Raw genomic sequence first — 23,897 nt, 5'->3', positions numbered from 1 at the left:
GCCGGCACCCGCTGCGCACACGCCGAGGGCGCCCCGGCCCGGTTGTCACCGGTGGGGCGCCCTCGGGGCGATGCTCAGTTCTTCTGGATCTGGTCGAAGGACAGCTCGACCGGCGTCTCGCGGCCGAAGATCTCCACGAGGCCCTTGACCTTCTTCGAGTCGGGGTTGATCTCGTTGATGGTCGCCTGGAGCGTGGCGAACGGGCCGTCGGTGACGGTGACCGAGTCGCCGACCTCGAAGTCCAGCACCTGGACCTCGACCTTGCGCTGCGGGGCGGGCTTGCCCTCGGCCTCGGCGGCCTCGCGGGCGGCCTTCTCCTCGGCCTCCGGGGCGAGCATCTTGACGATCTCGTCCAGGGTCAGCGGGTACGGGTCGTAGGCGTTGCCGACGAAGCCGGTGACGCCCGGGGTGTTGCGGACGACGCCCCAGGACTCGTTGGTGAGGTCCATGCGGACCAGGACGTAACCCGGCAGCTTGTTCTGCTTGATCGTCTTGCGGTCGCCGTTCTTGATCTGGACGACCTCTTCCTGCGGCACCTCGGCCTGGAAGATGTAGTCCTCGACGTTCAGCGAGACGGCGCGCTGCTCCAGGTTGGTCTTCACGCGGTTCTCGTAACCGGCGTAGGTGTGGATGACGTACCACTCGCCGGGCAGGGAGCGCAGCTCTTCACGCAGGGCCTGGATCGGGTCGACGGGCGCGGCCGGCTCCTCGTCGGCGACCTCCGCGACGGCGTCCTCGTCGGTCTCGTCGACGGGGGCGTCCTCGTCGGCTTCCGCGACGGCGATCTCCTCGTCGGCCTCGTCGGCGTCATCGCCGTCTTCGTCCTCGACGTGCAGGGCGGCCTCTTCGGCCGGCTCGCCCGACTCGGCCTCGGCAGCCTCGAACTCGTCCTGTTCGTCCGCGCCCTCGACGATGTCGAGTTCGTCATCCACCGACTTGTCCGGCTCGATGGCGTCGTTCAGGTTCGGGTCAGACACGATGGCTGCTTCTTCCTGGATACATAGGGGTGGTACATGCGAAAACGGGCGCCGGTACCACGGCGCCCTTCGCTTTTGGCTCAGCCGAAAACGTACTTGGCCGCGTGGTTGAGCCCATAGTCAATCACGGTCACCAGCGCGATCATGATGGCGACGAAGAAGATCACCACGGTGGTGTACGACGTCAGCTGGTTGCGTGACGGCCAGACGACCTTGCGGAGTTCCGCGACGATCTGGCGGTAGAAGGTGGCCAGGCGCTTCAGCGGGCCCTTCTTGGCGCGCTTGCCGCCCTTGCGGGCCTTCTTGGACTCGGGCACCTCGTCCTGGGCATCAGGCGTATCGATGGAGCCCACGGCGTCCGTCATAGTCCTCACCTGATCCCGGGTCGTGGCCGTGCCGCGCCCGGTTTCTGAGCCGCACGGCGGTGCATTGCTGGACGTACATGCGCACACATCCTGGCGGTGTGTGTAGCAGGGCCGGAGGGACTTGAACCCCCAACCGCTGGTTTTGGAGACCAGTGCTCTACCAATTGAGCTACGACCCTTTGTTTGCCCACCAACGTACCGCATCCGGCCGGATGCTCGGTGTGCACCGGCTGGAACGCGGCTGCTGAAGGCCAACGAGGTGAGAGTGTACGTGGTCCGTGGCCCGGCGTCGAACAGAAAGCGCCCGTCCGGGAGCCCTTGACCGAAGATCGTCCTGGCCGGGGGCCGGATTCGGACCCGTGTTCACGACTCGACCCGTAGCTGTTCAGTCTGTGAAACCCGTGTGCCGCGGACATTTCCGGTCTGGAACGATGGGCCCCATGAGCGCTGCAACCCCTCCCACCGAGCGCCGGGTCTCCGCCCGCGTCGGCGCGATCTCCGAGTCCGCCACCCTCGCCGTGGATGCCAAGGCCAAGGCCCTGAAGGCCGCCGGTCGTCCGGTGATCGGCTTCGGCGCCGGTGAGCCCGACTTCCCGACCCCGGACTACATCGTCGAGGCGGCCGTCGAGGCCTGCAAGAACCCCAAGTACCACCGCTACACGCCGGCCGGCGGCCTGCCCGAGCTGAAGGCCGCGATCGCCGCGAAGACGCTGCGCGACTCCGGCTGGGAGCCCGACGTCTCGCAGATCCTCGTCACCAACGGCGGCAAGCAGGCCATCTACGAGGCGTTCGCCGCCATCCTCGACCCGGGCGACGAGGTCATCGTCCCCGCGCCGTACTGGACGACGTACCCGGAGTCGATCCGTCTGGCCGGCGGTGTCCCGGTGGAGGTCGTCGCCGACGAGACGACGGGCTACCGGGTCTCGGTCGAGCAGCTGGAGGCGGCGCGCACGGAGAAGACGAAGGTCGTGCTGTTCGTCTCCCCGTCCAACCCGACCGGCGCGGTGTACTCCGAGCCCGAGACCGAGGCGATCGGCCGCTGGGCCGTCGAGCACGGCCTGTGGGTGCTGACCGACGAGATCTACGAGCACCTGGTCTACGGCGACGCCGTCTCGGTGTCGCTGCCCGCGCTCCTGCCCGAGCTGCGCGACAAGTGCATCGTGGTCAACGGAGTGGCGAAGACGTACGCCATGACCGGCTGGCGCGTGGGCTGGGTCATCGGCCCGAAGGACGTGGTCAAGGCCGCGACGAACCTTCAGTCGCACGCCACCTCCAACGTCTCCAACGTGGCCCAGGTGGCGGCGCTGGCCGCCGTCTCCGGCGGTCTGGAGGCCGTGGCGCAGATGCGCGAGGCCTTCGACCGGCGCCGCAGGACCGTCGTGCGGATGCTCAACGAGATCGACGGCGTGGTCTGCCCGGAGCCCGAGGGCGCCTTCTACGCCTACCCGTCGGTCAAGGACCTGCTCGGCAAGGAGATCCGCGGCAAGCGCCCGCAGGACACCGTCGAGCTGGCCGCGCTGATCCTGGAGGAGGCCGAGGTCGCGGTCGTCCCGGGTGAGGCCTTCGGCACGCCGGGCTACCTGCGGCTGTCGTACGCGCTCGGCGACGAGGACCTCGTCGAGGGCGTGAGCCGGATGCAGAAGCTGCTGGCGGAGGCGCGGGACTAGTTCCTCTCCTTCCACGCGCGCGTGCGGGCCGTTTTCCACCGGGGAGGCGGCCCGCTTCTGTGTGCGGACAAGACCACGAACGGGGAAACGGCTACCGGGACGGCAGGGACATACGGCAGGATCTGGGAATGGAGCGTGTACGTGATCTCTCTGAGCTGCCGAAGGCCCATCTGCACCTGCACTTCACCGGCTCGATGCGGCCGGGGACGGTTCTGGAACTGGCCGACAAGTACGGAGTACATCTGCCCGAGACGCTGGCGGAGGCCCTCACCAGCGGGGAACCGCCCAAGTTGCGGGCCACGGACGAGCGGGGCTGGTTCCGTTTCCAGCGGCTGTACGACGCGGCCCGCTCCTGTGTGCGTGAGCCGGAGGACATCCGGCGGCTGGTGCGGGAGGCCGCCGAGGAGGACCTGAAGGACGGCTCGGGCTGGCTGGAGATCCAGGTGGACCCGACGTCGTACGCGCCGCGGCTCGGCGGACTGATCCCGACGCTGGAGATCATCCTGGACGCGGTGGACACGGCCTCCCGGGACACCGGCCTCGGCATGCGCGTGCTGGTCGCCGCGAACCGTATGAAGCACCCGCTGGACGCCCGCACGCTGGCCCGCCTCGCGGTGCGGTACGCGGACCGGGGCGTGGTCGGCTTCGGGCTGTCCAACGACGAGCGGCGGGGCCTGGCGCGCGACTTCGACCGGGCCTTCCACATCGCGCGCGAGGGCGGCCTGCTGTCGGCGCCGCACGGCGGCGAGCTGAGCGGCCCGGCGTCCGTCCGGGACTGCCTGGACGACCTGCACGCCACGCGGCTCGGGCACGGGGTGCGCGCCGCCGAGGACCCGCGGCTGATGAAACGGCTGGCCGACCGCGGCGTGACCTGCGAGGTCTGCCCGGCCTCGAACGTGGCGCTCGGTGTGTACGAGAAGCCGGAGGACGTCCCGCTGCGCACTCTCTTCGAGGCGGGCGTCCCGATGGCGCTGGGCGCCGACGACCCGCTGCTGTTCGGCTCCCGGCTGGCCGCCCAGTACGAGATCGCCCGCCATGCGCACGGCTTCACGGATGCCGAGATCGCGGAGCTGGCCCGGCAGTCCGTACGGGGTTCGGCCGCCCCGCAGGACGTCAAGGCGCGGCTGCTGGCCGGCGTGGACGACTGGCTGACCCGCCCGGCGGCCTGACGCGCGGGCGGGCGGGCCGCCTGGCCGGTACGGCTACAGGCTGACGCCGACCGTCACCGGCTCGTTGACCAGCGTGACGCCGAAGGCCTCGCGGACGCCGGCGACCACCTCGCGGGCGAGGGCCAGCAGGTCCTCGGTGGTGGCGTCGCCCCGGTTGGTGAGGGCGAGGGTGTGCTTGGTGGAGATGCGGGCGGGCCCGGTGCCGTAGCCCTTGGTGAAGCCGGCCTTGTCGATCAGCCAGGCCGCGGACGTCTTGGTGCGGCCCTGTCCCGCGGGGTAGGCGGGCGGCTCGACGCCGTCGCCCAGCCGCCGGCGCACGCGCGCGTGGAACGCGGCGAACTGCTCGTCGGTGAGGATCGGGTTGGTGAAGAAGGACCCGGCCGACCAGGTGTCGTGGTCCTCGGCGTCCAGCACCATGCCCTTGCCCGCGCGCAGCTTCAGCACGGTCGCACGGGCGTCGGCCAGCGGCACCCGGTCGCCGGGCCCGACACCGAGCGCGCGCGCCGCTTCGGCGTACTTCACCGGCGCGGACATCCCGCCGACGTCCTCCAGCTCGAAGCGGACCCGGAGCACGACGTAGCGCTCGGGGTCGGCCTTGAACCGGCTGTGGCGGTAGGAGAAGACGCACTCCTCGTTGGCCAGGGTGACGGTCTCGCCGGCACGCCGGTCGTAGGCGATCACCTCGGTGATCGTCGAGGACACCTCCTGGCCGTAGGCCCCCACGTTCTGGACCGGCGTGGCGCCCGCGGATCCGGGAATGCCGGCCAGGCACTCGATTCCGGCGAGTCCGGCCTCGACGGTGCGGGCCACGGCGTCGGTCCACACCTCGCCGGCCGCCAGTTCCAGGCTGGTGCCGCGCAGTTCGGCACCGCGCGTGGCGATGCGCAGGGCGGTGCCGTCGAAGCCCTTGTCGCCGATGACCAGGTTCGATCCGCCGCCGATCACCAGCAGCGGCGTGCCGCTGTCGTCGGCGTCGCGGACGGCGGCGATCACCTCGGCGTCGGTCGTGGCGGTCAGCAGTCGCGTCGCGGGACCGCCCAGCCGGAAGGTGGTCAGCGGGGCGAGGGGGGCGTCGTGGAGTACCTGCACGGGCCCAAGACTACGAGACGGCTCCGACACCTCCGATCGCCCCGTATGCCGCACGCACGTGAACGGCTCGGCGCCGGGCCGGGGCCCCTCCCCCGTGTGTCCCGCTGATGTCGCGGGGCCGGGAAAGGCACGAGGCGGCGAACCGCCACGCGCGCGTGGGCCTGTCGTGGCCCACGCGCGCGTGCTCGCTGTTCCTTCCGCGGTCGCCGTCTCCCCTACGGGTGCCGGGTCAGCCGGAGGTGGTCTCCAGGACCGGTGCCGAGGGCTGTCCGGCCGCCCGCGCCGACCGGCCGGCGCCGCGGCGGCCCGGGATCAGCAGCGCCGCGACCGCGGCGAGGGCGACCACCGCCGAGCCGGTGACCAGGGCCGGCCGCAGCCCGTCCACGAAGGACTGCGCGGAGCCGTAGCCACCCCGCGCGGAGAAGATCGACGCCATGACGGCGATGCCGAGCGCGCCGCCCACCTCGCGCAGGGCGTTGTTCGCACCGGAGGCGATGCCCTGCTCCTGGGGGCGGACGCTGGACATGACCAGGTCGGCGGCCGGGGCGAAGTACAGGGCCATGCCGACGCCGCTGATGATCAGGGCGGGCAGCTGGACGGCGTAGGAGGCGTCCGTGGTGGCCACCCGGGCCAGGTAGCCGAGGCCGGCCGCCTGGAGGAACAGGCCCGCGGCGACGACCGGCCGGCCGCCGATGCGGTCGGAGAGGATCCCGGCGACGGGCGCGACGAGCATCGGCATGCCGGTCCACGGCAGCATCCTGAGGCCCGCCTCGGTGGGCGAGTAGCCGAGCACGCCCTGCATGTACTGGCTGAGCAGGAAGATCGAGCCGAACATGCCGACGAACATCAGCAGGCCGGCCGCGTTGATCCCGGCGAAGGCACGGGAGCGGAACAGCCGCATGGGCAGCATGGGGGCCGCGGCGCGCGAGCTGTAGAGCACGAAGCCCGCCAGCAGCGCCCCGCCCGCCGTCAGCGCGGTCAGGACGACCGGGTCGGTCCAGCCGTCGGCGGGCCCGCGCACCAGGCCGTAGACGATCCCGAAGAGGCCGCCGCTGGCGAGGAGTGTGCCGGGGACGTCGAGCCGGGTGCCGGCGCCGTACGACTCGGTGAGACGCAGCCGGGCGAGCGGCAGCGCGACCAGACCGAGCGGGACGTTCAGCCAGAAGATCCACTGCCAGGAGACGTGCTCGGTGAGGCTGCCGCCGATGAGCGGCCCGGAGGCGACGGCGAGCCCGTTGACGGCGCCCCAGATGCCGTACACGGTGCCGCGCCTGGCCGCGGGGACGGCGGCGGTCAGCAGGGTCAGGGTGAGCGGCATCATCACCGCCGCGCCGACGCCCTGGACCGCGCGGGCCGCTATCAGCGAGCCGATGCCGGGTGCCAGGGCCGCGGCGGCGGAGGCACCGGTGAAGACGGCGAGTCCGGCCACGAAGAGCCGGCGGCGTCCGAAGCGGTCGCCGAGCGCGGCGCCGGTCATCAGCAGGACGGCGAAGGTGAGCGTGTACGCGCTGACGGTCCACTCCAGATCGTCCAGCGCGCCGCCGAGGTCCTGGCGTATGGAGGGCAGCGCCGTGGTGACGACGAGGTTGTCCAGAGACGCCATGAAGCCGGCGACGCTGGTGATGACCAGGGCCCACACGGCTCCCGCGCGGGACGGTGTGGTGGTGCCGGGTGCTGCGGTCTTCTGTGGCATCGCTCCCCCTGAGCGGACAATTCCGGTTAGTTATCAATGACTAACTTGCGGGCCCATGGACGGCCCATGAGGACTACGAAGCCCGGCGGGAGGATGCACAAGTGACGCCCTCCCGATCGCACTACGCCTTCAGGTGGCCCTTGGGCCGGGCCGACGGGTAGAGCCCCTCCCACACCCGGTGCCCGGGCGGGAAGCCCATGGCCACGAGGCAGTTGATGAGCATCCCGCACGCCAGGAACTGGGTCGTCCCGTCGACGTCCGCGCCGAGCACCAGCCGTACGGTGTCCCACAGCCGCATCCAGCCGGCGCGCACGCTCTCGCCGAACTCGCGGTCACCCTCCTGCTCCGCGGACGCCACGGCGACGTACATCTGCATCTGCATCATCAGCCGCTCCGGCCGTTCCGCGATGACCTTGGTGTACGCGTCCGCCATGGCATGCAGGGCCTCTTCTCCCCGCAACCCCTCCGAGGCCTCCTCGAAGGTCCGGATGGTGTCCTCCACGCAGCGTTCGGCCACCGCCAGGAAGATGGCCTTCTTGCTCGGGAAGAGCCGGAAGAGATACGGCTGCGAGACACCGACCCGTCGGGCGATCGCCTCCGTGGAGGTGCCGTGGTAACCACCGCGCGCGAACTCGGCGGTCGCCGCACGGACGACACTTTCGCGCCGCTCCTCTGCACTCATCCTGGGCATGCGGCTAAGTTAGTACTTAATCACTAACTGAGCAAGGCCCGACCGCACGGGGGCGTACGCGTAGAGGGGCGCCCCCTGCGCGTAAGGGGCGCCCCACAAGGGAGGACGCCCCTTACCTCCAGGCAGGCTGCCGGCCGTCAGGCCAGGCGCACGACCGCCCGGGACATGCCCAGCACCTTCTGGCCGCCGCTCATGGCGGTCAGGTCGACGCGCACGGTGTTGTCGTCCAGCTTGGCCGCGACCTTGGCGCTGACCTCGATGAGGGCGCCCTGGTCGTCGTTCGGGACGACGACGGGCTTGGTGAAGCGGACGCCGTACTCCACGACCGCGCCGGGGTCCCCGGTCCAGTCGGTGACCACCCGGATCGCCTCGGCCATGGTGAACATGCCGTGCGCGATGACGTCCGGCAGGCCCACCTCCTTGGCGAACCTCTCGTTCCAGTGGATCGGGTTGAAGTCCCCGGAGGCACCCGCGTACCGCACGAGCGTGGCGCGGGTCACGGGAAAGCTCTGTGCGGGCAGCTCGGTGCCGACCTCGATGTCGTCGTACGCGATCTTCGCCGTCATCGTGTCCTCACGCCTCCTCGGCCGCGCGGGCCACGAGCTTGGTCCAGGCGGTCACGACGCGTTCGCCCGTCTCGTCGTGCACCTCACCCCGGACGTCCAGGATGTCGTTGCCCGCGAGGGACTTGATCGCCTCGATCGTGGAGGTGACCGTGAGCCGGTCGCCCGCGCGGACCGGACGGGCGTAGGCGAATTTCTGGTCGCCGTGCACCACCCGGCTGTAGTCCAGTCCCAGCTGCGGGTCCTGGACGACCTGACCGGCGGCCCGGAACGTGATGGAGAACACGAACGTCGGCGGGGCGATCACGTCGGGATGACCCAGCGCCTTGGCGGCCTCGGGGTCGGTGTACACCGGGTTGGTCTCGCCCACCGCCTCGGCGAACTCGCGGATCTTCTCCCGGCCCACTTCGTAGGGCTCGGTGGGCGGGTACGTCCGTCCCACGAAGGACTGGTCGAGCGCCATGGCCCGCACCTCCTGATGTCTGCTGTGCTGGCCCCAAATTAGCCGGAAGCCAGCCACGGAATGCGCAGGGGGCCGGGCGCGGGCGAGGCGGGATGCCGGGCCGGTGAAACGCCGTGAGGCCGCCCCCACGGAAGGGGACGGCCTCACGGACGAGCCTGATTTATCGCGTTTCGCGATGCGCGGTGTGCGCATTGCAACGCGGGCAGTGCTTCTTCATCTCCAGACGATCCGGGTTGTTACGCCGGTTCTTCTTGGTGATGTAGTTCCGCTCCTTGCACTCCACGCAGGCCAGCGTGATCTTCGGGCGGACGTCGGTGGCAGCCACGTGAGTGCTCCTAAGACGAACGGATGGACTGGTTCAACGCAAGAAAGAGTAGCCGATCGAAGGACCGACCCCGCAATCGGCTACTGTCAGTAGCGGTGACCGGACTTGAACCGGTGACACAGCGATTATGAGCCGCTTGCTCTACCGACTGAGCTACACCGCTTTGATGAGATCAGCTCCCGTCTCGCGACGGGAACCTCTCACACCAGAGCCCCAAAACGGAATCGAACCGTTGACCTTCTCCTTACCATGGAGACGCTCTGCCGACTGAGCTATTGGGGCGAGCGATGAAGACATTACACGGTCCGCCGCCGTTCACCCAAATCCGTATCCCACCGCCCATCGCGGCCCGCTTCCCGGGCCCCCCACCGGCCTCCTCGGCCCCGGGCGGGGTGCCCGCCGGACCGGGGCGCGGCAGGCCAGGGCCGTGGTGGACGGTGCCGCCGCGCGTCCGGGCGTCGTCGTGCGCGGCACGGGCCACGCGGGTGGGCGACACGCGTACCACCTGGGGCGGACCACGCCGGTACGACTATTGCGCTCCTACGCGCCCCGCGCGGCTCGCCACCCTAGGCTCGACTCACTCTGCGTGATCTTGGGGCGTGTCCGGCCCCGGGATCCCCCGACCCCGGCCCGACCGAGCCCCCGGCCCCGACCCTGGAGCGCGATGCCCGACAGCCAGCCGCAGCCGCACCCGCCGTCGAACTCGCCGGGCTCCTGGCCGGCCGACGCGGGCGGCCTCCTGCTCAGCGGCGCCCGGCTCACCGACGGGCGGACCGTGGACGTACGGCTGGGCGGCGGGCGCATCGAGGCGGTGGGCACGACCGGCAGCCTCGCCCCGGGCCCGGCGCGCACGGCCGCCGCGCGCGTGGACCTGAGCGGCTACCTGCTCCTGCCGGCCCCGGCCGAACCCCACGCCCACGGCGACACCGCCCTGACCGCCGAGCGCCCCGGCCCGGTGTCGTACGCGCCCGAGGACATCCAGCGCCGGGTGACGGAGGCGTCCCTGCTCCAGCTCGGGCACGGGGCGACGGCGGTACGCGCGCACGTGCGCGTCGGCGACGTCCAGGGGCTCGGCGCGCTGGGCGCGGTCCTGCGGGCCCGGCGGTCGCTGCGGGGGCTCGCGGAGCTGACGGCGGTGGCGATGCCCCGGCTGCTGACCGGAGTGGCCGGGGCCGACGGGCTGGCGGTGCTGCGGGACGCGGTGAAGATGGGCGCCTCCGTGGTGGGCGGCTGCCCGGACCTGGACCCGGACCCCACCGGCTACGTGGAGGCCGTCCTGGACGTCGCCTCCGAACACGGCTGTCCGGTGGACCTGCACACGGACGCCGCCGACCCCGCCCGGCTGTCCCGGCTCGCGGCGATGGCCGGCGGCCTGCGCCCCGGCGTGGCGATCGGACCCTGCGCCGGTCTGACGCGCCTGCCCGTCGAGGCCGCCCGCCGGGTCGCCGACCAGCTCGCGGCGGCCGGTGTGACCGTCGTGTGCCTGCCCCAGGGCGGCTGCGGCAGCGCCGACCGGCGGGGCTCGGCTCCGGTGCGGCTGCTGCGGGCGGCCGGGGTGCGGGTGGCGGCCGGCAGCGGCGCCCTGCGCGATGTGTCGAACCCCGTCGGCCGCGGCGATCCCCTGGAGGCCGCCTACCTCCTCGCCTCCGCCCATGGCCTGCGCCCGCCGGACGCCTACGACGCCGTGTGCGCCTCGGCCCGTACGGCCCTGGGCCTGCCCGAGGTCCGCGTGGAGGCGGGTTTCCCCGCCGAACTCCTCGCCGTGCGCGGTGACCATCTCGCCGGCGCCCTCTCCCTGGCCTACAGCCGGATCGTGGTGCACCGGGGCCGGGTGGTGGCCCGGACGAGCGCGGTGCGCGAGTACTGCGACTCGGCGGCCACTGCGGAGCTGGGGCTCCCGCGGCAGGGGCGCGGCGAGCCGTCCTGAACGTCCACGCGCGCGTGCCACCGCGCTCGCGCGTCCGCTCGTGCGGCGGATGCGTCCCCCCGGGCGTACGGTCGGAATCATGCGCATTGTCATTGCTGGTGGTCATGGTCAGATCGCGTTGCGGCTCGAGCGCCTGCTCTCCGCGCGCGGAGAGCAGGTGGCGGGCATCATCCGCAAGGCCGAACAGGGCGACGACCTGCGGGCCGCCGGTGCCGAACCGGTCCTGCTGGACCTGGAGTCGGCCTCGGTGGAGGAGGTCGCGGCACACCTCCAGGGGGCGGACGCGGCGGTCTTCGCGGCCGGCGCGGGCCCGGGCAGCGGTAAAGCCCGCAAGGAAACCGTGGACCGGGGCGCGGCGGTGCTGTTCGCGGACGCGGCCGTTCGCGCGCGTGTGCGCCGCTTCGTGGTGGTGTCCTCGATGGGCGCGGATCCCGCGCACCAGGGCGACGGGATCTTCGACGTGTACCTGCGCGCCAAGGGCGAGGCCGACGCGTACGTCACTCGGCAGGAGGCGCTCGACTGGACGATCCTGCGCCCCGGTTCGCTGACGGACGACCCGGGTACCGGGCTGGTGCGGCTGGAGGCGCACACGGGTCCTGGCACGGTCCCGCGGGACGATGTGGCGGCCGTTCTCGCGGAGCTGGTGGACACCCCGGCGACGACCGGGCTCACGCTGGAACTGGTCAGCGGTTCGACGCCGGTGACGGTCGCGGTGAAGTCGGTGGCCGGGAACTGAGGGCGGTCGCCGGCCGTCGACCGGTCGTACACGCTGAGCGGTGACGAGTCGGCGCGCTGACGCGCTGACGGTCTGACGGGTTGACGCGCTGACGGGCTGACGGGCTGACGGGCTGACGGGCTGACGAGTCGGCGGGACTGCGCGCAGCGGCGCGCAACCCGGCGCGCCGTGCCGCGTCCCGACGTCGCGTCAGCCCCGGACCCCGCGTCAGAACAACGGCAACTGCCCGGGAAAGTCCGGTACGACGTACCCGTCCAGCGACGGCTGGGCCGCCCCGAGCTGTGCGGGCTGCCGGGAGCCGGCGCAGGAGACTAGGCCGGCGCTCTCCCGTGTCCCGGGCGGGTCGTGCCGCGCGAAGCGGCCCGCGACGACGGCGATCTCGCGGTGGCACACGGGGCAGGTTCTGCGTCGGGAGGACATGCCCGCCAGTGTGCCCCGAACGGACCGCCGACGCGCCTGCGCCGAGGTCGGGGCGGGCGGCGGGTGCGCCTGGCCGGGGCAACTGCGTGCGCCTGCCTGGGGGGAGGCGACGGCGGAGCCGGGCGGAGCGGCGTGGGGCCGGGCGGCGGCAGGAGGCGGGGCCGCGGCGTGGTCCGGGCCGCGGGCCGGCGGCATGAGGCCGGCCGCGGCGTGGGGCCGGGCCGCGGGCCGTGCCGTCAGGTCAGAGTCTCCGCCTCCCACCGGTCGGGTCCCACTCCGCGCCAGTCGATCAGCGGTGAGTCGGCGACCTCTTCCGGCTCGATCTCCAGCCCCGCCCGGCGCAGGAACTCCACCAGGTCCCGCACGTTGTGCGCGAGGCCGAGGATCTCGCCGTCCACCCGGACCCGGCGGCCGCCGGTCGGGGACGGCAGGTGCACGATGATCGGACGTTTCCCTGCCATGGCTCCAGCATCATCCGGACGGCTCGGGCCCGCACCCGGGCCGGTCATTCGAGAATCCCCAGCGCGGTGTCCGGCCGGCACAGCGGGCACGCGGGGACCCCTTCCTCGGTGAGTGCGCGTACCGCCTGCTCGCGGTCCACGTCCTTCGCCCGTCCGCCGGCGGCCGTACAGGCGCCGGCGTGGACGTACACCGCGCTGCGGCCGTTCAGCCCGCGCTCGACGGCCCACTCCGCGGCGGCCCGCCGGGTGGCGGGCCGGCGCTGCCGTCCGGCCGCCTCCCGGCGCTCCTCGTCGGCGATCCACCGGTCCATCAGCGCGAGCTGCCGGGCAGCCTGGTGTTCGACGACACGGCGGGCGAAGCGCAGCATGTCGAGACGCGTCAGCGGACGGTCTTCGTTCACACGTTCGATTCTAGTGCCGCGGGGACGGAGCGCGACAGCGGGTCCCGCCCGGATCCGGCCACCGGCCCGGCCGGACAGCACAACGACGAGAGCCCCGTGACCTGCTTTCGCAGATCACGGGGCTCTCGTTCCCGTGTGGCGGCGCCAGGATTCGAACCTGGGAAGGCTGAGCCGGCAGATTTACAGTCTGCTCCCTTTGGCCGCTCGGGCACACCGCCGGGGTTGTGCTGCCGTTCGCACCCGCTTTCGGCGGTGCTCCCCGGCAACGACGTAAACAATACCCGATGCCCAGGGGTGCTTCGCCACCCGATTGATCGCCGCGTTCCGGCCCTCGGGGTGGCTAGGCTGGTGCGGATGCGGCCCGGTGCCCACCGGGCCCGGCGGGCACCGCCGCGCACGCCGGCACGCATCCGATACGCACCCCGATACAAGGAGCCACAGGACATGGCCGACTCCAGTTTCGACATCGTCTCGAAGGTCGAGCGGCAGGAGGTCGACAACGCCCTCAACCAGGCCGCCAAGGAGATCTCTCAGCGCTACGACTTCAAGGGCGTGGGCGCCTCGATCGCGTGGTCGGGTGACAAGATCCTCATGGAGGCGAACTCCGAGGACCGGGTGAAGGCCGTCCTCGACGTCTTCCAGTCCAAGCTGGTCAAGCGCGGCATCTCCCTGAAGGCGCTGGACGCGGGCGAGCCGCAGCTCTCCGGCAAGGAGTACAAGATCTTCGCGACGATCGAGGAGGGCATCTCCCAGGACAACGCGAAGAAGGTGGCGAAGATCATCCGCGACGAGGGCCCCAAGGGCGTGAAGGCCCAGGTCCAGGGGGACGAGCTGCGGGTCAGCTCCAAGAGCCGCGACGACCTTCAGACCGTGATCGCCCTCCTGAAGGGCAAGGACTTCGACTTCGCGCTCCAGTTCGTGAACTACCGGTAGGCCGGGGACGACGCAGCGCGAAGGGCGGGCACCCGGGGTGCCCGCCCTTTTCGTGTCGTCGTGCCGTGCTCAGTCCCGTGAGTTGCCGAACAGCAGGCGGTAGACGATCAGCAGCACCAGGGAGCCGCCGATGGCCGCCGCCCAGGTGGGGCCGTCGTAGAAGTGCTTGCTGATCGGGTGGTCGAGCCAGCGGGAGGAGATCCAGCCGCCGATGAAGGCGCCCGCGATGCCGATGAGGGTCGTACCGATGAAGCCGCCGGGGTCGCGGCCCGGCAGCAGGACCTTGGCGATGGCTCCGGCCAGCAGTCCGAGGATGATCCAACCGATGATGCTCATGCCGTGAACCTGCCCTTCCGCGCTGTGTCCGCACGGTCCCGCCCCCGGGTTCGTGCCGAGGACCGCTGCGCGTCGCGCGCGTGTTCGTGCCGTGTCGGTGAAGAGGACGCCGCGGGACCGTCCGGCGGTTGCCGCGATCAGTAGGGTGCGGCGCATGACACGTACCGCGACCGGTCTGCGCCGCACCCTGGGCGTGCGGGACGCCGTGGTGGTGGGGCTCGGCGCCATGGTCGGCGCCGGTGTCTTCTCGGCTCTGGGGCCCGCCGCGCGGGCGGCCGGTCCCGGGCTGCTGCCCGGGCTGGCCCTGGCCGCCGTGGTGGCGTACTGCAACGCCATGTCCTCGGCCCGGCTCGCCGCCCGCCATCCGGCGTCGGGCGGGACGTACGTGTACGGCAGGGAGCGGCTGGGCGCCTTCTGGGGGTATCTCGCCGGCTGGGCGTTCGTGGTCGGCAAGACCGCCTCCTGTGCGGCCATGGCGCTCACCGTCGGGGTGTACGTCTGGCCGGGGCAGGCGCACGTGGTGGCGGTCGCGGCCGTGGTGGCCCTGACGGCCGTGAACTACGGCGGTGTCCAGAAGTCGGCGCTCCTGACGCGGGTGATCGTGGCGGTCGTGCTCGCCGTGCTCGCGGCGGTGGTCGTCGTGTGTCTCACCTCAGGCCGGGCCGACGCGGGCCGGCTGGCCGCCGGCCTCCCGTCGGGGCCCGGTGGGGTGCTCCAGGCGGCCGGGCTGCTGTTCTTCGCGTTCGCCGGGTACGCGCGGATCGCCACGCTCGGGGAGGAGGTGCGCGATCCGGCGCGCACGATTCCGCGGGCGGTTCCGACGGCTCTCGGGATCGCACTGGCCGTGTACGCGTGCGTGGCCGTCGCGGTGCTCGCCGTCCTCGGGGCGGACCGGCTCGGGCAGGCGGCGGCGCCGCTGGCCGACGCGGTGCGGGCGGCCGGGGTGCCGGGGCTCGTCCCGGTGGTGCGGGCCGGGGCGGCGCTCGCCGCGCTGGGCTCGCTGCTCTCGCTGGTCCTCGGCGTGTCCCGTACGACGCTCGCCATGGCCCGGGACGGCCACCTGCCGGGCGCGCTGGCGGCCGTGCACCCCCGCTTCGGGGTGCCGCACCGGGCGGAGTCGGCCGTGGGCGCGGTGGTGGCCGTGCTGGCCGCGACGGTGGACGTGCGGGGCGCGATCGGCTTCTCGTCCTTCGGCGTGCTGGCTTACTACGCCGTCGCCAACGCTTCGGCCTGGACGCTGAGCCGGGCCCCGCTGTCGCGTGTGGTGCCGGCGGTGGGTCTGCTGGGCTGCGCGCTGCTGGCGTGCGCGCTGCCCGTGGCCTCGGTGGCCGTGGGCGCCGGGGTGCTCCTGGCGGGCGTGGCGGCCTACGGCGTACGGCGGCGGTGGGCGGGCGGGCGCGGGCGGTGACGCACCGTCAGGGCACCTGGCCGGGCGGCGGTGCCGGCGTCGTCAGCGGGCCGCGAACGGTTCGTCGGTGCGGACGATCTCGCGGCCCAGCGGCAGCAGGGAGACCGGGATCAGCTTGAAGTTGGCGACGCCGAACGGGATGCCGATGACGGTGAGGCACAGGGCGATGCCGGTGGCGATGTGGGCGAGGGCCAGCCACCAGCCGGCCAGGACCAGCCACAGGACGTTGCCGACGCAGGAGGGGGCGCCCGCGTCGCGGCGCTCGACCGTGGTGTACCCGAACGGCCACAGGGCGTAGACGCCGATGCGGAATGCGGCGACGCCGAAGGGGATGCCGATGACCGTGACGCACAGCAGGACACCGGCGAGTACGTAGGCGAGGAACAGCCAGAAGCCGCTCAGGACGAGCCAGATGACGTTCAGGATGGTTCTCACTGACGGCCTGCCAACTTCTCGAGCCGGGCGATGCGCTCCGCCATCGGGGGATGCGTGGAGAACATCTTGGACAGCCCCTGGCCCGGGCGGAACGGGTTGGCGATCATCATGTGGCTCGCCGTCTCGATCCGGGGCTCGGGGGGCAGCGGAAGCTGCTGGGTGCCGGTCTCCAGCTTGCGCAGGGCACGGGCGAGGGCGAGCGGGTCACCGGTCAGCTGGGCGCCCGAGGCGTCCGCCTCGTACTCCCGGGAGCGGCTGATGGCCAGCTGGATCAGGGTGGCGGCGAGCGGGCCGAGGATCATGATCAGCAGCAGGCCGAGCAGGCCGGGGCCGTCGTCGTCGTCCGACCGGCCGATCGGGATCAGCCAGGCGAAGTTGACCAGGAACATGATCACCGAGGCGAGGGCGCCGGCGACCGAGGAGATGAGGATGTCCCGGTTGTAGACGTGGCTGAGTTCGTGGCCGATGACGCCGCGCAGTTCGCGTTCGTCCAGCAGGCGCAGGATGCCGTCGGTGCAGCACACGGCCGCGTTGCGCGGGTTGCGGCCGGTCGCGAAGGCGTTGGGGGCTTCCGTCGGCGAGATGTACAGCCGGGGCATGGGCTGGCGGGCCTGCGTGGACAGCTCGCGCACCATGCGGTACAACGCCGGGGCCTCGAACTCGCTGACCGGGCGCGCCCGCATCGCGCGCAGCGCCAGCTTGTCGCTGTTCCAGTACGCGTACGCGTTCGTACCCAGGGCGACGATGACCGCGACGATCAGTCCGGCGCGTCCGAAGAAGCTGCCGATGACGATGATGAGTGCGGACAGTCCCCCGAGGAGTACGGCGGTCCTGAGCCCGTTGTGCCGGCGGTGCACGGTGCGCCCTCCAAGTCTTACAGCTGGGGAACACTCTGATCCAGTGGACCCTCCCGCTGGTGACAACGCCAGGCGGCTGTCGCGAGTTCCCCGGTGCCTGCGGTGGCGCGCGTCGGCCGTACGGGTGGCGGGCCGGAACGGCGCGGCGCGCGCGAGGCGGCACGGGTGCCCCGCGCGCGCGTGGCGACTTCTCAGAAGAGCCCGGTGGCCGCGAAACGGAGGACCAGCTGCGGTGCTCCCGACAGGGCGACGCCGAGCACTCCGGTGAGGGCGAGGGCGGCCGTGAGGGGGGCCGGGACGCGGTGCCGGGCGGGCTGGCCCTCGGGGGCGCGGAACAGCAGGGCCGTCCACTGGAGGTAGTAGAAGAGGGCGATGACGACGTTGACGGCCATGACGGCGGCGAGCCAGCCGAGGCCCGCGTCGACGGCCGCCGAGAACACGGTGACCTTGGCGAACAGGCCGATGATGCCCGGCGGGAGCCCGGCCAGGCACAGCAGGAAGAAGGCCAGGAGCAGCGCGGTGAGCGGGTTGGTGGCGTACAGGCCCCGGTAGTCGCTGATCCGGTTCAGTGCGCGGTCGCGGCCCACCAGGGCGGCCACCGCGAAGGCACCGAGGTTCACGGCGGCGTACATCAGGGCGTACGCGACCGTGGAGCCGATGGCCTTCTCGGCGTCCCGGGTGTATCCGGCGGCGGCGATCGGCACCAGCAGGTAGCCGGCCTGGCCGACGGAGGACCAGGCGAGCAGCCGTACGGCGCTGTACGCGCGCGTGGCCTGCTGGCGCAGGGCGGCGACGTTGCCGACGGTCATGGTGAGGGCGGCCAGGACGGCGAGCGCGGGCCCCCAGACGTCGGCGTACGACGGGAACGCGACGACGGTGACGAGGATGAGGCCGGAGAAGCCGACCGCCTTGCCGACGACCGACAGGTAGGCGGCGACGGGCAGCGGGGCGCCCACGTAGGTGTCGGGCACCCAGAAGTGGAAGGGGGCGGCGGCCGTCTTGAAGGCGAAGCCGACGAGGGTGAGGACGACGCCGGTCCGGGCGAGGGTGTGCAGCTGCCCGTCGACGTGCGGCAGCGCCTGGGCGATCCGGTTGAGGTAGAGGCTGCCGGTGGAGGCGTAGACGAAGCTGACGCCCATCAGGCTGACCGCGGTGGCGGTGACCGAGGACAGGAAGAACTTCAGGGCGGCCTCGGAGGACCGCTTGTCGCCGTGCCGGATGCCGACGAGCGCGAAGGCGGGCAGGGAGGCGACCTCCAGGGCGACGATCAGGGTGGCCAGGTCGCGGGAGGCGGGCAGCAGGGCGGCGCCGGCGGCGGAGGAGAGCAGCAGGAACCAGAACTCGCCCGGCGGGACGCGCCGCCGCTCGTCGTCCAGGTGGGTGACGGAGAGCAGGGCGGCGAGCAGGGCGCCGCCGAGGACGAGGAACTGGATGACGAGGGTGAAGTGGTCGGCGGTGTAGCTGCACGCGCGCGCGTGGCCGTCCGTGCAGAAGGTGCTGCGGTCGCCGTCCAGGAGGGGCAGGAGCAGCAGGGCCGCCGCGGCGAGACCCGCGACGGACACCCAGCCGAGGACGGGCTTGCGGCGCTCGGGCAGGAACAGGTCGGCGACGAGGACACCGAGAGCGACGGCCGCGGTGACGACGGGCGGGGCGACGGCGAGCCAGTCGACGGACTGGACCACCGACTGGGCGAGCGGCTGGGCCAGGGCGCTCATCGGGTGCCTCCTGCGAGGAGCTGCTGCACGGCCGGATCGGTGAGGCCGAGCAGGGCCCTCGGCCACAGTCCGGCGACGACGGTGAGGGTGACGAGCGGGGTCCAGGCGGCGAACTCGTACCCGTGGACGTCGGCGAGGCGCGGGACTTCCCGCTCGGCGCCGCCCATGCAGACGCGGCGGACCACGATCAGCATGTACGCGGCGGTGAGCAGGGTGCCGAACGCGCCGATCGCCATGAAGGTGAGGAAGGCCGGCCGGCTCAGGCCGGCGGCGGGCCGGAACGACCCGAACAGGGCGAGCATCTCGCCCCAGAACCCGGCGAGGCCGGGCAGGCCGAGGGAGGCGACCGCGCCGAAGGCCAGCAGACCGCCGAGCCGCGGTGCCCTGCCGTACAGCGCGCCGCCGGTCCCCTGGGCGAGGGTGTCGAGGTCGGTGGTGCCGGTGCGGTCCTTCACCCCGCCGACCAGGAAGAACAGCAGGCCGGTGATGAGGCCGTGGGCGATGTTGGCGAACAGGGCGCCGTTCACTCCGGTCGGGGTCATGGTGGCGATGCCGAGCAGGACGAAGCCCATGTGGCCGACGGAGGAGTAGGCGATGAGGCGCTTGAGGTCGCCTCTCGCGCCCCGCCGGGCGAGGGCCAGGCAGGCCAGGGATCCGTAGATGATCCCGACGACGGCGAACGCGGCGAGGTATGGCGCGAAGGTGTGGAAGCCGTGCGGGGCCACCGGCAGAAGAATCCGGACGAACCCGTACGTACCCATCTTCAGCAGGACCCCGGCCAGCAGGACGGAGCCGACGGTCGGCGCGGCGGTGTGGGCGTCGGGCAGCCAGCTGTGCAGCGGCCACATCGGCGTCTTCACCGCGAGCCCGATCCCGATCGCCAGAACGGCGATGACCTGCACGGACGCGGTCAGCGACCGGCCGTTGTCAGTGGCGAGTGCCACCATGTCGAATGTGCCCGCCTTGAGTCCGATCAGGAGCAGGCCGAGCAGCATGACCACGGAACCGAGCAGCGTGAACAGGATGAACTTCCACGCGGCACGGGTCCGGCCCTCGCCGCCCCAGCGGGCGATGAGGAAGTACATCGGGATGAGCACCGTCTCGAACGCCAGGAAGAACAGCAGCAGGTCGAGGACGGCGAAGGTCGCGAGGGTGCCGGACTCGAGCAGGAGCAGCAGCGCCACGTACGCCTTCGGGGACGGGCCCGTCGGCGGCTTGAAGTAGGAGTACAGCGCGCAGAGGAAGGTCAGCAGCGCGGTCAGGACCAGAAGGGGGAGCGAGATGCCGTCGGTGCCGAGGTGGATCCGCACGTCGAGCGCGGGGATCCAGCTGATGTCGGTCGTGGCCTGCATCTTCGACGGGTGGTCGTGGTCGAAGCCGAGCGCGAGGACGACCGCGGCGACGAGGATCACGCCGGTGACCGTCACGCCGTGCCGCAGCACGGCCTGCTCGGGCGACTTCCCCTTCAGTCCGGGCGGGGCCGGGAGGAGGGCGGCGACGGCGCCGAGGAGCGGGCCGACGACGACGAATGCCAGAAGGAACTGCATCACGGACTCGTTGATACCGATCACGGCCGCTCACGCTCCCGAGGCGACGAGGAGGACGGCGACCGCCAGGACGACGGTGCCGGCGAGCAGCGCGCTCACATAGGTCTGCACATTGCCCGTCTGGGCGCGCCGCACGGCGGACCCTAGAAGCCGGGGCAGGGCGGCGGCGCCGCGTACGTAGGTGTCGACGACCTCGCGGTCGAGGAACCGGACGAGACGCGCCCCTGCCTGGACCGGGCGGACGAACAGCGCCGTGTACACGGCGTCCAGGTGGAAGCCGCCGGCCGCGTGCCGGTGCAGCGGGCCGAGCAGCAGCCGCCCGGGGTCGGCCGGGTCCGGGGCGTGGGCGATGTCGCCGTAGGCCGGTTCGTGGGTGGCGATGGCCTCGGCCTCGACCAGCCCGGCGTCGCCCCCGGGATGGGCGGCGACGGCGCCCATCGGGGTGCGGGCGGCGAGCGCGGCGGTGCGCTGCCAGGCGCCGTAGGTGAGCAGTCCGCCGGCCACCGCCAGACCGGTGCCGAGGATGGAGGTGAGGAGGGTCGGGGTGAGGTCGCGGCCGTCGAACCAGTCGGGCAGCGCCCGGTAGGCGAGCCCGCCGAAAGCGAGGGAGGGGATCGCGAGGACCCAGAGCACCACGGTCATGGTCAGGGGCTGGCGGCCGTGGTCGGGGGCCTCGGCGCCCCGGCCGCGGAAGGCCAGCAGCCACAGCCGGGTGGCGTAGGCCGCGGTCAGCGGCGCGGTGAGCAGGCCGGCGACGAGGACGATCCAGCCGGCGGCGCCGGGGACGGGGCCGGGGTGGCCCGATGTCACGTGCTCGGCGGCGCCGAGGACGGACTCCTTGGAGAAGAAGCCGCTGAAGGGCGGGATCGCGGCGAGCGCGAGCAGCGCCACGGTCATCGTCCAGTAGGCGTCCGGGACGCGGTCGCGCAGGCCGTGCATGCGGGACATGGCGGCGAGCGAGTTGGTGCCGGCGGCGTGGATGATCACGCCGGCCGCGAGGAAGAGCAGCGCCTTGAAGGCGCCGTGCGCGAGGAGGTGGAAGACGGCGGCACCGCGGTCGCCGACGGCGAGGGCGCCGGTCATGTAGCCGAGCTGGCCGATCGTCGAGTAGGCGAGGACGCGCTTGATGTCGTCCTGGGCGAGCGCGGCGAGACCGGAGCCGGTCATCGTGACGGCGGCCATGACGGCGAGGACCACCATCGCGGCCTGCGAGGCCTCGAAGACGGGGAGGAGACGGGCGACGAAGTAGACACCGGCGGCGACCATCGTCGCGGCGTGGATCAGCGCCGAGACGGGTGTCGGGCCCGCCATCGCGTCCGGCAGCCAGGTGTGCAGCGGGAACTGCGCCGACTTGCCCGCCACACCGGCGAGCAGCAGCAGCGCGATCACGGTCGGGTGGTGCAGGCCCCCGCTGGCGACGGTGCCGAGGACGCGGGTGACGCGGAACGATCCGGCGTCGGTGGCCAGCGCGAACAGGCCGATCAGGAACGGCACGTCACCGAGCTTGGTGACCACGAAGGCCTTCAGGGAGGCGGCTCGGGCCTCGGGGGTCTCCCAGTAGTGGCCCACCAGGAAGTAGGAGCAGATGCCCATGACCTCCCAGCCGACCAGCAGCACGATCAGGTCGCCGGAGTAGACGACCAGGAGCATCGCGGAGGTGAACAGGGAGACCAGAGCGGCGTACGAGGGGTAGCGCGGGTCGTCGCGCAGATAGCCCGTCGAGTACGTCTGCACGCAGGTCGCGACGAACGCGACCAGGACGGCGACGAGTGCGGCGAAGCCGTCGATGTGCAGGGCCAGCTCGATGGGGACGGACCCGGTGGGCGTCAGTTCGGTGTGGGCGTCGACGGCCGTCCCGCCGCCCTGGCGCACGGCCACCAGCGCGGCCAGCACGAGGGAGGCCAGCGGTGGCAGCACCGCGAGCGGGCGGACGAAGCCGGGAGCGGTGCGGCCGAGCAGCAGGCCGGCCGCGGCACCCAGGAACGGCAGGAGGGGGACGAGGACGGCGAGGGTGGTCGTGGTCACGCGGTGGCCTCAGCCTTCTCGCCCGCCGAGGTACCGGGGCCCTGGGTGCCGGGGCCTTCCGTCTCGGGGCCCTCGGCGGTGTCGCGGAGCTTGTCGATGTCGGAGGTGCCGCGGTTGCGGTACACGGCCAGCACGATCGCCAGGCCGATACCGATCTCGGCGGCGGCGATGGCGATGGTGAACAGGGTCAGCGCCTGGCCGGAGTGCAGGGTGTCCCGCGCGGCCCGACTGAGCCAGACGTCGAAGGCGACCAGGTTGAGGTTGACGGCGTTGAGCATCAGCTCGACCGACATCAGCACCAGGATGGCGTTGCGGCGGGCCAGAACGCCGTAGAGGCCGGTGCAGAAGAGGAGGGCGGAGAGCACGGCGGGGTAGGCGAGGTGCATCAGCGGGCCCCTTCCTTGCCTGGGGCCGCAGGTGCGGCGGTCTCGTCCCCGGGGGCGGCAGGGGTGGCGGTCGCGTTCCCTGAGGCGGCAGGGGTGGTGGATGCGTTCCCGGGGGCGGCAGGCGTCGTGGATGCGTTCCCGGGGGCGGCAGGCGTCGTGGTCTCGTCCGCGTCCGCCTTGCGGGAGAGGACGATCGCGCCGACCAGGGCCGCGAGGAGCAGCACGGACAGGGCCTCGAAGGGCAGTACCCAGTGCCGGAACAGGCTGGAGCCGGTGACCCGGGTGGTTCCGGCGGCCGGGCCGTCCAGGTCGATCCAGGTCGTGCGGAAGGCGTCCACGACGACCCACACCAGGGCGACGGCGGCGGTCACCGCCACCGCCAGGGCGGCCCAGCGGTTGCCGGAGTCGGCGTCCGGGGAGCGGCCGATGGGGGCCCGGGTGAGCATCAGGCCGAACAGGAGGAGGACGACGACGGAACCGACGTAGATCAGGACCTGCACCCACGCGATGAACTCGGCCGTGAGCAGCAGGTACTCCACCGCGAGGCCGCCGAGCGCGACCACCAGCCACAGGGCGGCGTGCACCAGCTGCCGGGTGGTGACGGTGACGAACGCGGCGCCCAGGGTGACCAGGCCGACGAGCAGGAAGGCGATCTCGACACCGGTCGGGGACAGGAAGCCGTGCCCGGCCGCGACGAGGTGCGTGCTCGGGCCGGCCGCGGCGAGGGACCCGGCTGCGGCGAGGCTCACGACCCACCACCCTGCGGCGGCTCCGGTGCGGCCTGCGCGGCGGCCAGTTTCTCGGCGGTCCTGCGGGCGGCGGCGATCTCCTTGGGCTCCTCCGCGCCGGGGTCCAGGGCGGGCGGTGCCGGGACGGTCCACATCCATTCGCGGAGCTTGTCGCGCTCGTGCGTGAGGTCACGGATGTCGGTCTCGGCGTACTCGAACTCAGGGGACCAGAACAGCGCGTCGAAAGGACACACCTCGATGCAGATGCCGCAGTACATGCACAGGGCGAAGTCGATCGCGAACCGGTCGAGGACGTTGCGGCTGCGCTCACGGCCGCCGGGGGCGGCCGGCGGGACCGTCTCCTTGTGGGAGTCGATGTAGATGCACCAGTCCGGGCACTCGCGGGCGCACAGCATGCAGACCGTGCAGTTCTCCTCGAACAGCCCGATCACTCCGCGGGTGCGGGGCGGCAGCTCGGGCAGGGTGTCCGGGTACTGCTCGGTGACCGTCTTTCTGGTCATCGTGCGCAGGGTGACGGCCAGGCCCTTGGCGAGGCCGGAGCCGGGGATGGGGGCCATGG

The 23,897-nt window shown here is 72.3% G+C and carries 26 protein-coding genes and 4 tRNA genes; 6 read left to right on the top strand and 24 right to left on the bottom strand.

The features are described from left to right. Positions 1–74: 74 nt before the first annotated feature. From nusG to AB0F03_RS16900, 3 genes are all read right to left on the bottom strand, one after another. On the bottom strand, positions 75–977 hold the full coding sequence (nusG, locus tag AB0F03_RS16910; RefSeq protein WP_361991922.1) for a transcription termination/antitermination protein NusG: 903 nt from the start codon (positions 975–977) through the stop codon (positions 75–77). An 80-nt stretch (positions 978–1,057) separates the two neighbouring features. After that, positions 1,058–1,342: a preprotein translocase subunit SecE gene (gene secE, locus AB0F03_RS16905; RefSeq protein WP_121787390.1), complete on the bottom strand. Its 285-nt coding sequence runs from the start codon at positions 1,340–1,342 to the stop codon at positions 1,058–1,060. 106 nt (positions 1,343–1,448) lie between these two features. After that, positions 1,449–1,521, bottom strand: a tRNA-Trp gene (locus tag AB0F03_RS16900). Positions 1,522–1,782: 261 nt separating this feature from the next. Here AB0F03_RS16900 and AB0F03_RS16895 point away from each other — a divergent pair. Both AB0F03_RS16895 and AB0F03_RS16890 read left to right on the top strand, forming a co-directional pair. Continuing rightward, positions 1,783–3,009, top strand: coding sequence for a pyridoxal phosphate-dependent aminotransferase (locus tag AB0F03_RS16895; RefSeq protein ID WP_361991918.1), 1,227 nt, complete (start codon positions 1,783–1,785; stop codon positions 3,007–3,009). A 128-nt stretch (positions 3,010–3,137) separates the two neighbouring features. After that, positions 3,138–4,178 (top strand): adenosine deaminase, encoded by a 1,041-nt coding sequence (locus tag AB0F03_RS16890; RefSeq protein WP_361991915.1) that lies wholly within the window; start codon positions 3,138–3,140, stop codon positions 4,176–4,178. 33 nt (positions 4,179–4,211) lie between these two features. On the opposite strand, the gene AB0F03_RS16885 is transcribed toward AB0F03_RS16890, so the two are convergent. The 8 genes from AB0F03_RS16885 to AB0F03_RS16850 form a co-directional block, all read right to left on the bottom strand. Continuing rightward, on the bottom strand, positions 4,212–5,267 hold the full coding sequence (locus AB0F03_RS16885) for a UDP-N-acetylmuramate dehydrogenase (RefSeq protein WP_361991913.1): 1,056 nt from the start codon (positions 5,265–5,267) through the stop codon (positions 4,212–4,214). Positions 5,268–5,496: 229 nt separating this feature from the next. Then, the gene (locus tag AB0F03_RS16880) at positions 5,497–6,960 is read right to left on the bottom strand and encodes an MFS transporter (protein WP_361991910.1); all 1,464 of its coding nucleotides are present in this window, start codon (positions 6,958–6,960) and stop codon (positions 5,497–5,499) included. Between the two features lie 121 nt (positions 6,961–7,081). Beyond that, positions 7,082–7,651, bottom strand: a complete 570-nt coding sequence (locus AB0F03_RS16875; RefSeq protein WP_361991907.1) for a TetR/AcrR family transcriptional regulator — start codon at positions 7,649–7,651, stop codon at positions 7,082–7,084. A 137-nt stretch (positions 7,652–7,788) separates the two neighbouring features. After that, positions 7,789–8,217 (bottom strand): MaoC family dehydratase, encoded by a 429-nt coding sequence (locus tag AB0F03_RS16870; protein ID WP_361991904.1) that lies wholly within the window; start codon positions 8,215–8,217, stop codon positions 7,789–7,791. Positions 8,218–8,224: 7 nt separating this feature from the next. Then, positions 8,225–8,677: a MaoC family dehydratase N-terminal domain-containing protein gene (locus AB0F03_RS16865; RefSeq protein ID WP_361991901.1), complete on the bottom strand. Its 453-nt coding sequence runs from the start codon at positions 8,675–8,677 to the stop codon at positions 8,225–8,227. A 160-nt stretch (positions 8,678–8,837) separates the two neighbouring features. Next, a complete protein-coding gene (gene rpmG, locus AB0F03_RS16860) occupies positions 8,838–9,002 on the bottom strand; it encodes a 50S ribosomal protein L33 (RefSeq protein WP_003948671.1) in 165 nt (54 codons plus the stop codon). Between the two features lie 90 nt (positions 9,003–9,092). Next, positions 9,093–9,165, bottom strand: a tRNA-Met gene (locus tag AB0F03_RS16855). Between the two features lie 46 nt (positions 9,166–9,211). Then, positions 9,212–9,284, bottom strand: a tRNA-Thr gene (locus AB0F03_RS16850). Positions 9,285–9,666: 382 nt separating this feature from the next. Between AB0F03_RS16850 and AB0F03_RS16845 the strand changes: the two genes are divergently transcribed. Both AB0F03_RS16845 and AB0F03_RS16840 read left to right on the top strand, forming a co-directional pair. Continuing rightward, on the top strand, positions 9,667–10,929 hold the full coding sequence (locus tag AB0F03_RS16845; RefSeq protein ID WP_361991898.1) for an amidohydrolase family protein: 1,263 nt from the start codon (positions 9,667–9,669) through the stop codon (positions 10,927–10,929). Positions 10,930–11,008: 79 nt separating this feature from the next. Beyond that, positions 11,009–11,665: an NAD(P)H-binding protein gene (locus AB0F03_RS16840; RefSeq protein ID WP_361991895.1), complete on the top strand. Its 657-nt coding sequence runs from the start codon at positions 11,009–11,011 to the stop codon at positions 11,663–11,665. Positions 11,666–11,872: 207 nt separating this feature from the next. On the opposite strand, the gene AB0F03_RS16835 is transcribed toward AB0F03_RS16840, so the two are convergent. The 4 genes from AB0F03_RS16835 to AB0F03_RS16820 form a co-directional block, all read right to left on the bottom strand. Further along, a complete protein-coding gene (locus AB0F03_RS16835) occupies positions 11,873–12,085 on the bottom strand; it encodes a hypothetical protein (RefSeq protein ID WP_356818770.1) in 213 nt (70 codons plus the stop codon). 236 nt (positions 12,086–12,321) lie between these two features. After that, positions 12,322–12,546, bottom strand: a complete 225-nt coding sequence (locus AB0F03_RS16830) for a hypothetical protein (protein ID WP_361991892.1) — start codon at positions 12,544–12,546, stop codon at positions 12,322–12,324. A gap of 44 nt (positions 12,547–12,590) precedes the next feature. Continuing rightward, positions 12,591–12,947, bottom strand: a complete 357-nt coding sequence (locus AB0F03_RS16825) for a DUF6233 domain-containing protein (protein ID WP_361991889.1) — start codon at positions 12,945–12,947, stop codon at positions 12,591–12,593. Positions 12,948–13,083: 136 nt separating this feature from the next. Further along, positions 13,084–13,165 (bottom strand) — tRNA-Tyr (locus AB0F03_RS16820). Between the two features lie 226 nt (positions 13,166–13,391). Here AB0F03_RS16820 and AB0F03_RS16815 point away from each other — a divergent pair. Beyond that, the gene (locus AB0F03_RS16815; RefSeq protein ID WP_361991886.1) at positions 13,392–13,880 is read left to right on the top strand and encodes a YajQ family cyclic di-GMP-binding protein; all 489 of its coding nucleotides are present in this window, start codon (positions 13,392–13,394) and stop codon (positions 13,878–13,880) included. 69 nt (positions 13,881–13,949) lie between these two features. Here AB0F03_RS16815 and AB0F03_RS16810 read toward each other — a convergent pair whose 3' ends face one another. Then, a complete protein-coding gene (locus AB0F03_RS16810) occupies positions 13,950–14,216 on the bottom strand; it encodes a GlsB/YeaQ/YmgE family stress response membrane protein (protein ID WP_356824061.1) in 267 nt (88 codons plus the stop codon). 154 nt (positions 14,217–14,370) lie between these two features. Here AB0F03_RS16810 and AB0F03_RS16805 point away from each other — a divergent pair, with 154 nt between their 5' ends. Further along, positions 14,371–15,624: an amino acid permease gene (locus tag AB0F03_RS16805; protein WP_361991883.1), complete on the top strand. Its 1,254-nt coding sequence runs from the start codon at positions 14,371–14,373 to the stop codon at positions 15,622–15,624. Between the two features lie 42 nt (positions 15,625–15,666). On the opposite strand, the gene AB0F03_RS16800 is transcribed toward AB0F03_RS16805, so the two are convergent. The 8 genes from AB0F03_RS16800 to AB0F03_RS16765 form a co-directional block, all read right to left on the bottom strand. Next, positions 15,667–16,059, bottom strand: a complete 393-nt coding sequence (locus AB0F03_RS16800; protein WP_361991880.1) for a YccF domain-containing protein — start codon at positions 16,057–16,059, stop codon at positions 15,667–15,669. Next, complete coding sequence (gene htpX / locus AB0F03_RS16795) at positions 16,056–16,916, bottom strand: zinc metalloprotease HtpX (protein ID WP_361991877.1); 861 nt, start codon at positions 16,914–16,916, stop codon at positions 16,056–16,058. Before htpX ends, AB0F03_RS16800 begins: the two co-directional genes overlap by 4 nt. Before the next feature lie 191 nt (positions 16,917–17,107). Next, the gene (locus AB0F03_RS16790) at positions 17,108–18,631 is read right to left on the bottom strand and encodes an NADH-quinone oxidoreductase subunit N (protein WP_361991874.1); all 1,524 of its coding nucleotides are present in this window, start codon (positions 18,629–18,631) and stop codon (positions 17,108–17,110) included. Then, the gene (locus tag AB0F03_RS16785; RefSeq protein ID WP_361991871.1) at positions 18,628–20,202 is read right to left on the bottom strand and encodes an NADH-quinone oxidoreductase subunit M; all 1,575 of its coding nucleotides are present in this window, start codon (positions 20,200–20,202) and stop codon (positions 18,628–18,630) included. Before AB0F03_RS16785 ends, AB0F03_RS16790 begins: the two co-directional genes overlap by 4 nt. 6 nt (positions 20,203–20,208) lie before the next feature. Continuing rightward, positions 20,209–22,203 (bottom strand): NADH-quinone oxidoreductase subunit L, encoded by a 1,995-nt coding sequence (locus tag AB0F03_RS16780; protein ID WP_361991869.1) that lies wholly within the window; start codon positions 22,201–22,203, stop codon positions 20,209–20,211. Beyond that, positions 22,200–22,589, bottom strand: coding sequence for an NADH-quinone oxidoreductase subunit NuoK (gene nuoK, locus AB0F03_RS16775; RefSeq protein WP_361991866.1), 390 nt, complete (start codon positions 22,587–22,589; stop codon positions 22,200–22,202). The genes AB0F03_RS16780 and nuoK overlap by 4 nt, the downstream gene beginning before the upstream one ends. After that, positions 22,589–23,338 (bottom strand): NADH-quinone oxidoreductase subunit J, encoded by a 750-nt coding sequence (locus AB0F03_RS16770; RefSeq protein ID WP_361991863.1) that lies wholly within the window; start codon positions 23,336–23,338, stop codon positions 22,589–22,591. Before AB0F03_RS16770 ends, nuoK begins: the two co-directional genes overlap by 1 nt. After that, the gene (locus tag AB0F03_RS16765) at positions 23,335–23,895 is read right to left on the bottom strand and encodes an NADH-quinone oxidoreductase subunit I (RefSeq protein ID WP_361991860.1); all 561 of its coding nucleotides are present in this window, start codon (positions 23,893–23,895) and stop codon (positions 23,335–23,337) included. Before AB0F03_RS16765 ends, AB0F03_RS16770 begins: the two co-directional genes overlap by 4 nt. Between the last annotated feature and the right edge of the window lie 2 nt (positions 23,896–23,897).

The organism is Streptomyces sp. NPDC028722 (assembly GCF_040637655.1).
In the GTDB taxonomy this organism is placed as follows: Bacteria; Actinomycetota; Actinomycetes; order Streptomycetales; family Streptomycetaceae; genus Streptomyces.
Note: the sequence above shows the minus strand (reverse complement) of the source record. Positions and strands in the feature narration are given on the sequence as shown.

What these genes read in the sequence shown, in the direction of transcription:
- secE (WP_121787390.1), bottom strand. Translation starts at nt 1,342, where the DNA reads ATGACGGACGCCGTGGGCTCCATCGATACGCCTGATGCCCAGGACGAG.
- AB0F03_RS16895 (WP_361991918.1), top strand. Translation starts at nt 1,783, where the DNA reads ATGAGCGCTGCAACCCCTCCCACCGAGCGCCGGGTCTCCGCCCGCGTC.
- AB0F03_RS16890 (WP_361991915.1), top strand. Translation starts at nt 3,138, where the DNA reads ATGGAGCGTGTACGTGATCTCTCTGAGCTGCCGAAGGCCCATCTGCAC.
- AB0F03_RS16880 (WP_361991910.1), bottom strand. Translation starts at nt 6,960, where the DNA reads ATGCCACAGAAGACCGCAGCACCCGGCACCACCACACCGTCCCGCGCG.
- AB0F03_RS16875 (WP_361991907.1), bottom strand. Translation starts at nt 7,651, where the DNA reads ATGCCCAGGATGAGTGCAGAGGAGCGGCGCGAAAGTGTCGTCCGTGCG.
- AB0F03_RS16870 (WP_361991904.1), bottom strand. Translation starts at nt 8,217, where the DNA reads ATGACGGCGAAGATCGCGTACGACGACATCGAGGTCGGCACCGAGCTG.
- AB0F03_RS16865 (WP_361991901.1), bottom strand. Translation starts at nt 8,677, where the DNA reads ATGGCGCTCGACCAGTCCTTCGTGGGACGGACGTACCCGCCCACCGAG.
- AB0F03_RS16845 (WP_361991898.1), top strand. Translation starts at nt 9,667, where the DNA reads ATGCCCGACAGCCAGCCGCAGCCGCACCCGCCGTCGAACTCGCCGGGC.
- AB0F03_RS16840 (WP_361991895.1), top strand. Translation starts at nt 11,009, where the DNA reads ATGCGCATTGTCATTGCTGGTGGTCATGGTCAGATCGCGTTGCGGCTC.
- AB0F03_RS16835 (WP_356818770.1), bottom strand. Translation starts at nt 12,085, where the DNA reads ATGTCCTCCCGACGCAGAACCTGCCCCGTGTGCCACCGCGAGATCGCC.
- AB0F03_RS16830 (WP_361991892.1), bottom strand. Translation starts at nt 12,546, where the DNA reads ATGGCAGGGAAACGTCCGATCATCGTGCACCTGCCGTCCCCGACCGGC.
- AB0F03_RS16815 (WP_361991886.1), top strand. Translation starts at nt 13,392, where the DNA reads ATGGCCGACTCCAGTTTCGACATCGTCTCGAAGGTCGAGCGGCAGGAG.
- AB0F03_RS16810 (WP_356824061.1), bottom strand. Translation starts at nt 14,216, where the DNA reads ATGAGCATCATCGGTTGGATCATCCTCGGACTGCTGGCCGGAGCCATC.
- AB0F03_RS16805 (WP_361991883.1), top strand. Translation starts at nt 14,371, where the DNA reads ATGACACGTACCGCGACCGGTCTGCGCCGCACCCTGGGCGTGCGGGAC.
- AB0F03_RS16790 (WP_361991874.1), bottom strand. Translation starts at nt 18,631, where the DNA reads ATGAGCGCCCTGGCCCAGCCGCTCGCCCAGTCGGTGGTCCAGTCCGTC.
- nuoK (WP_361991866.1), bottom strand. Translation starts at nt 22,589, where the DNA reads ATGCACCTCGCCTACCCCGCCGTGCTCTCCGCCCTCCTCTTCTGCACC.
- AB0F03_RS16765 (WP_361991860.1), bottom strand. Translation starts at nt 23,895, where the DNA reads ATGGCCCCCATCCCCGGCTCCGGCCTCGCCAAGGGCCTGGCCGTCACC.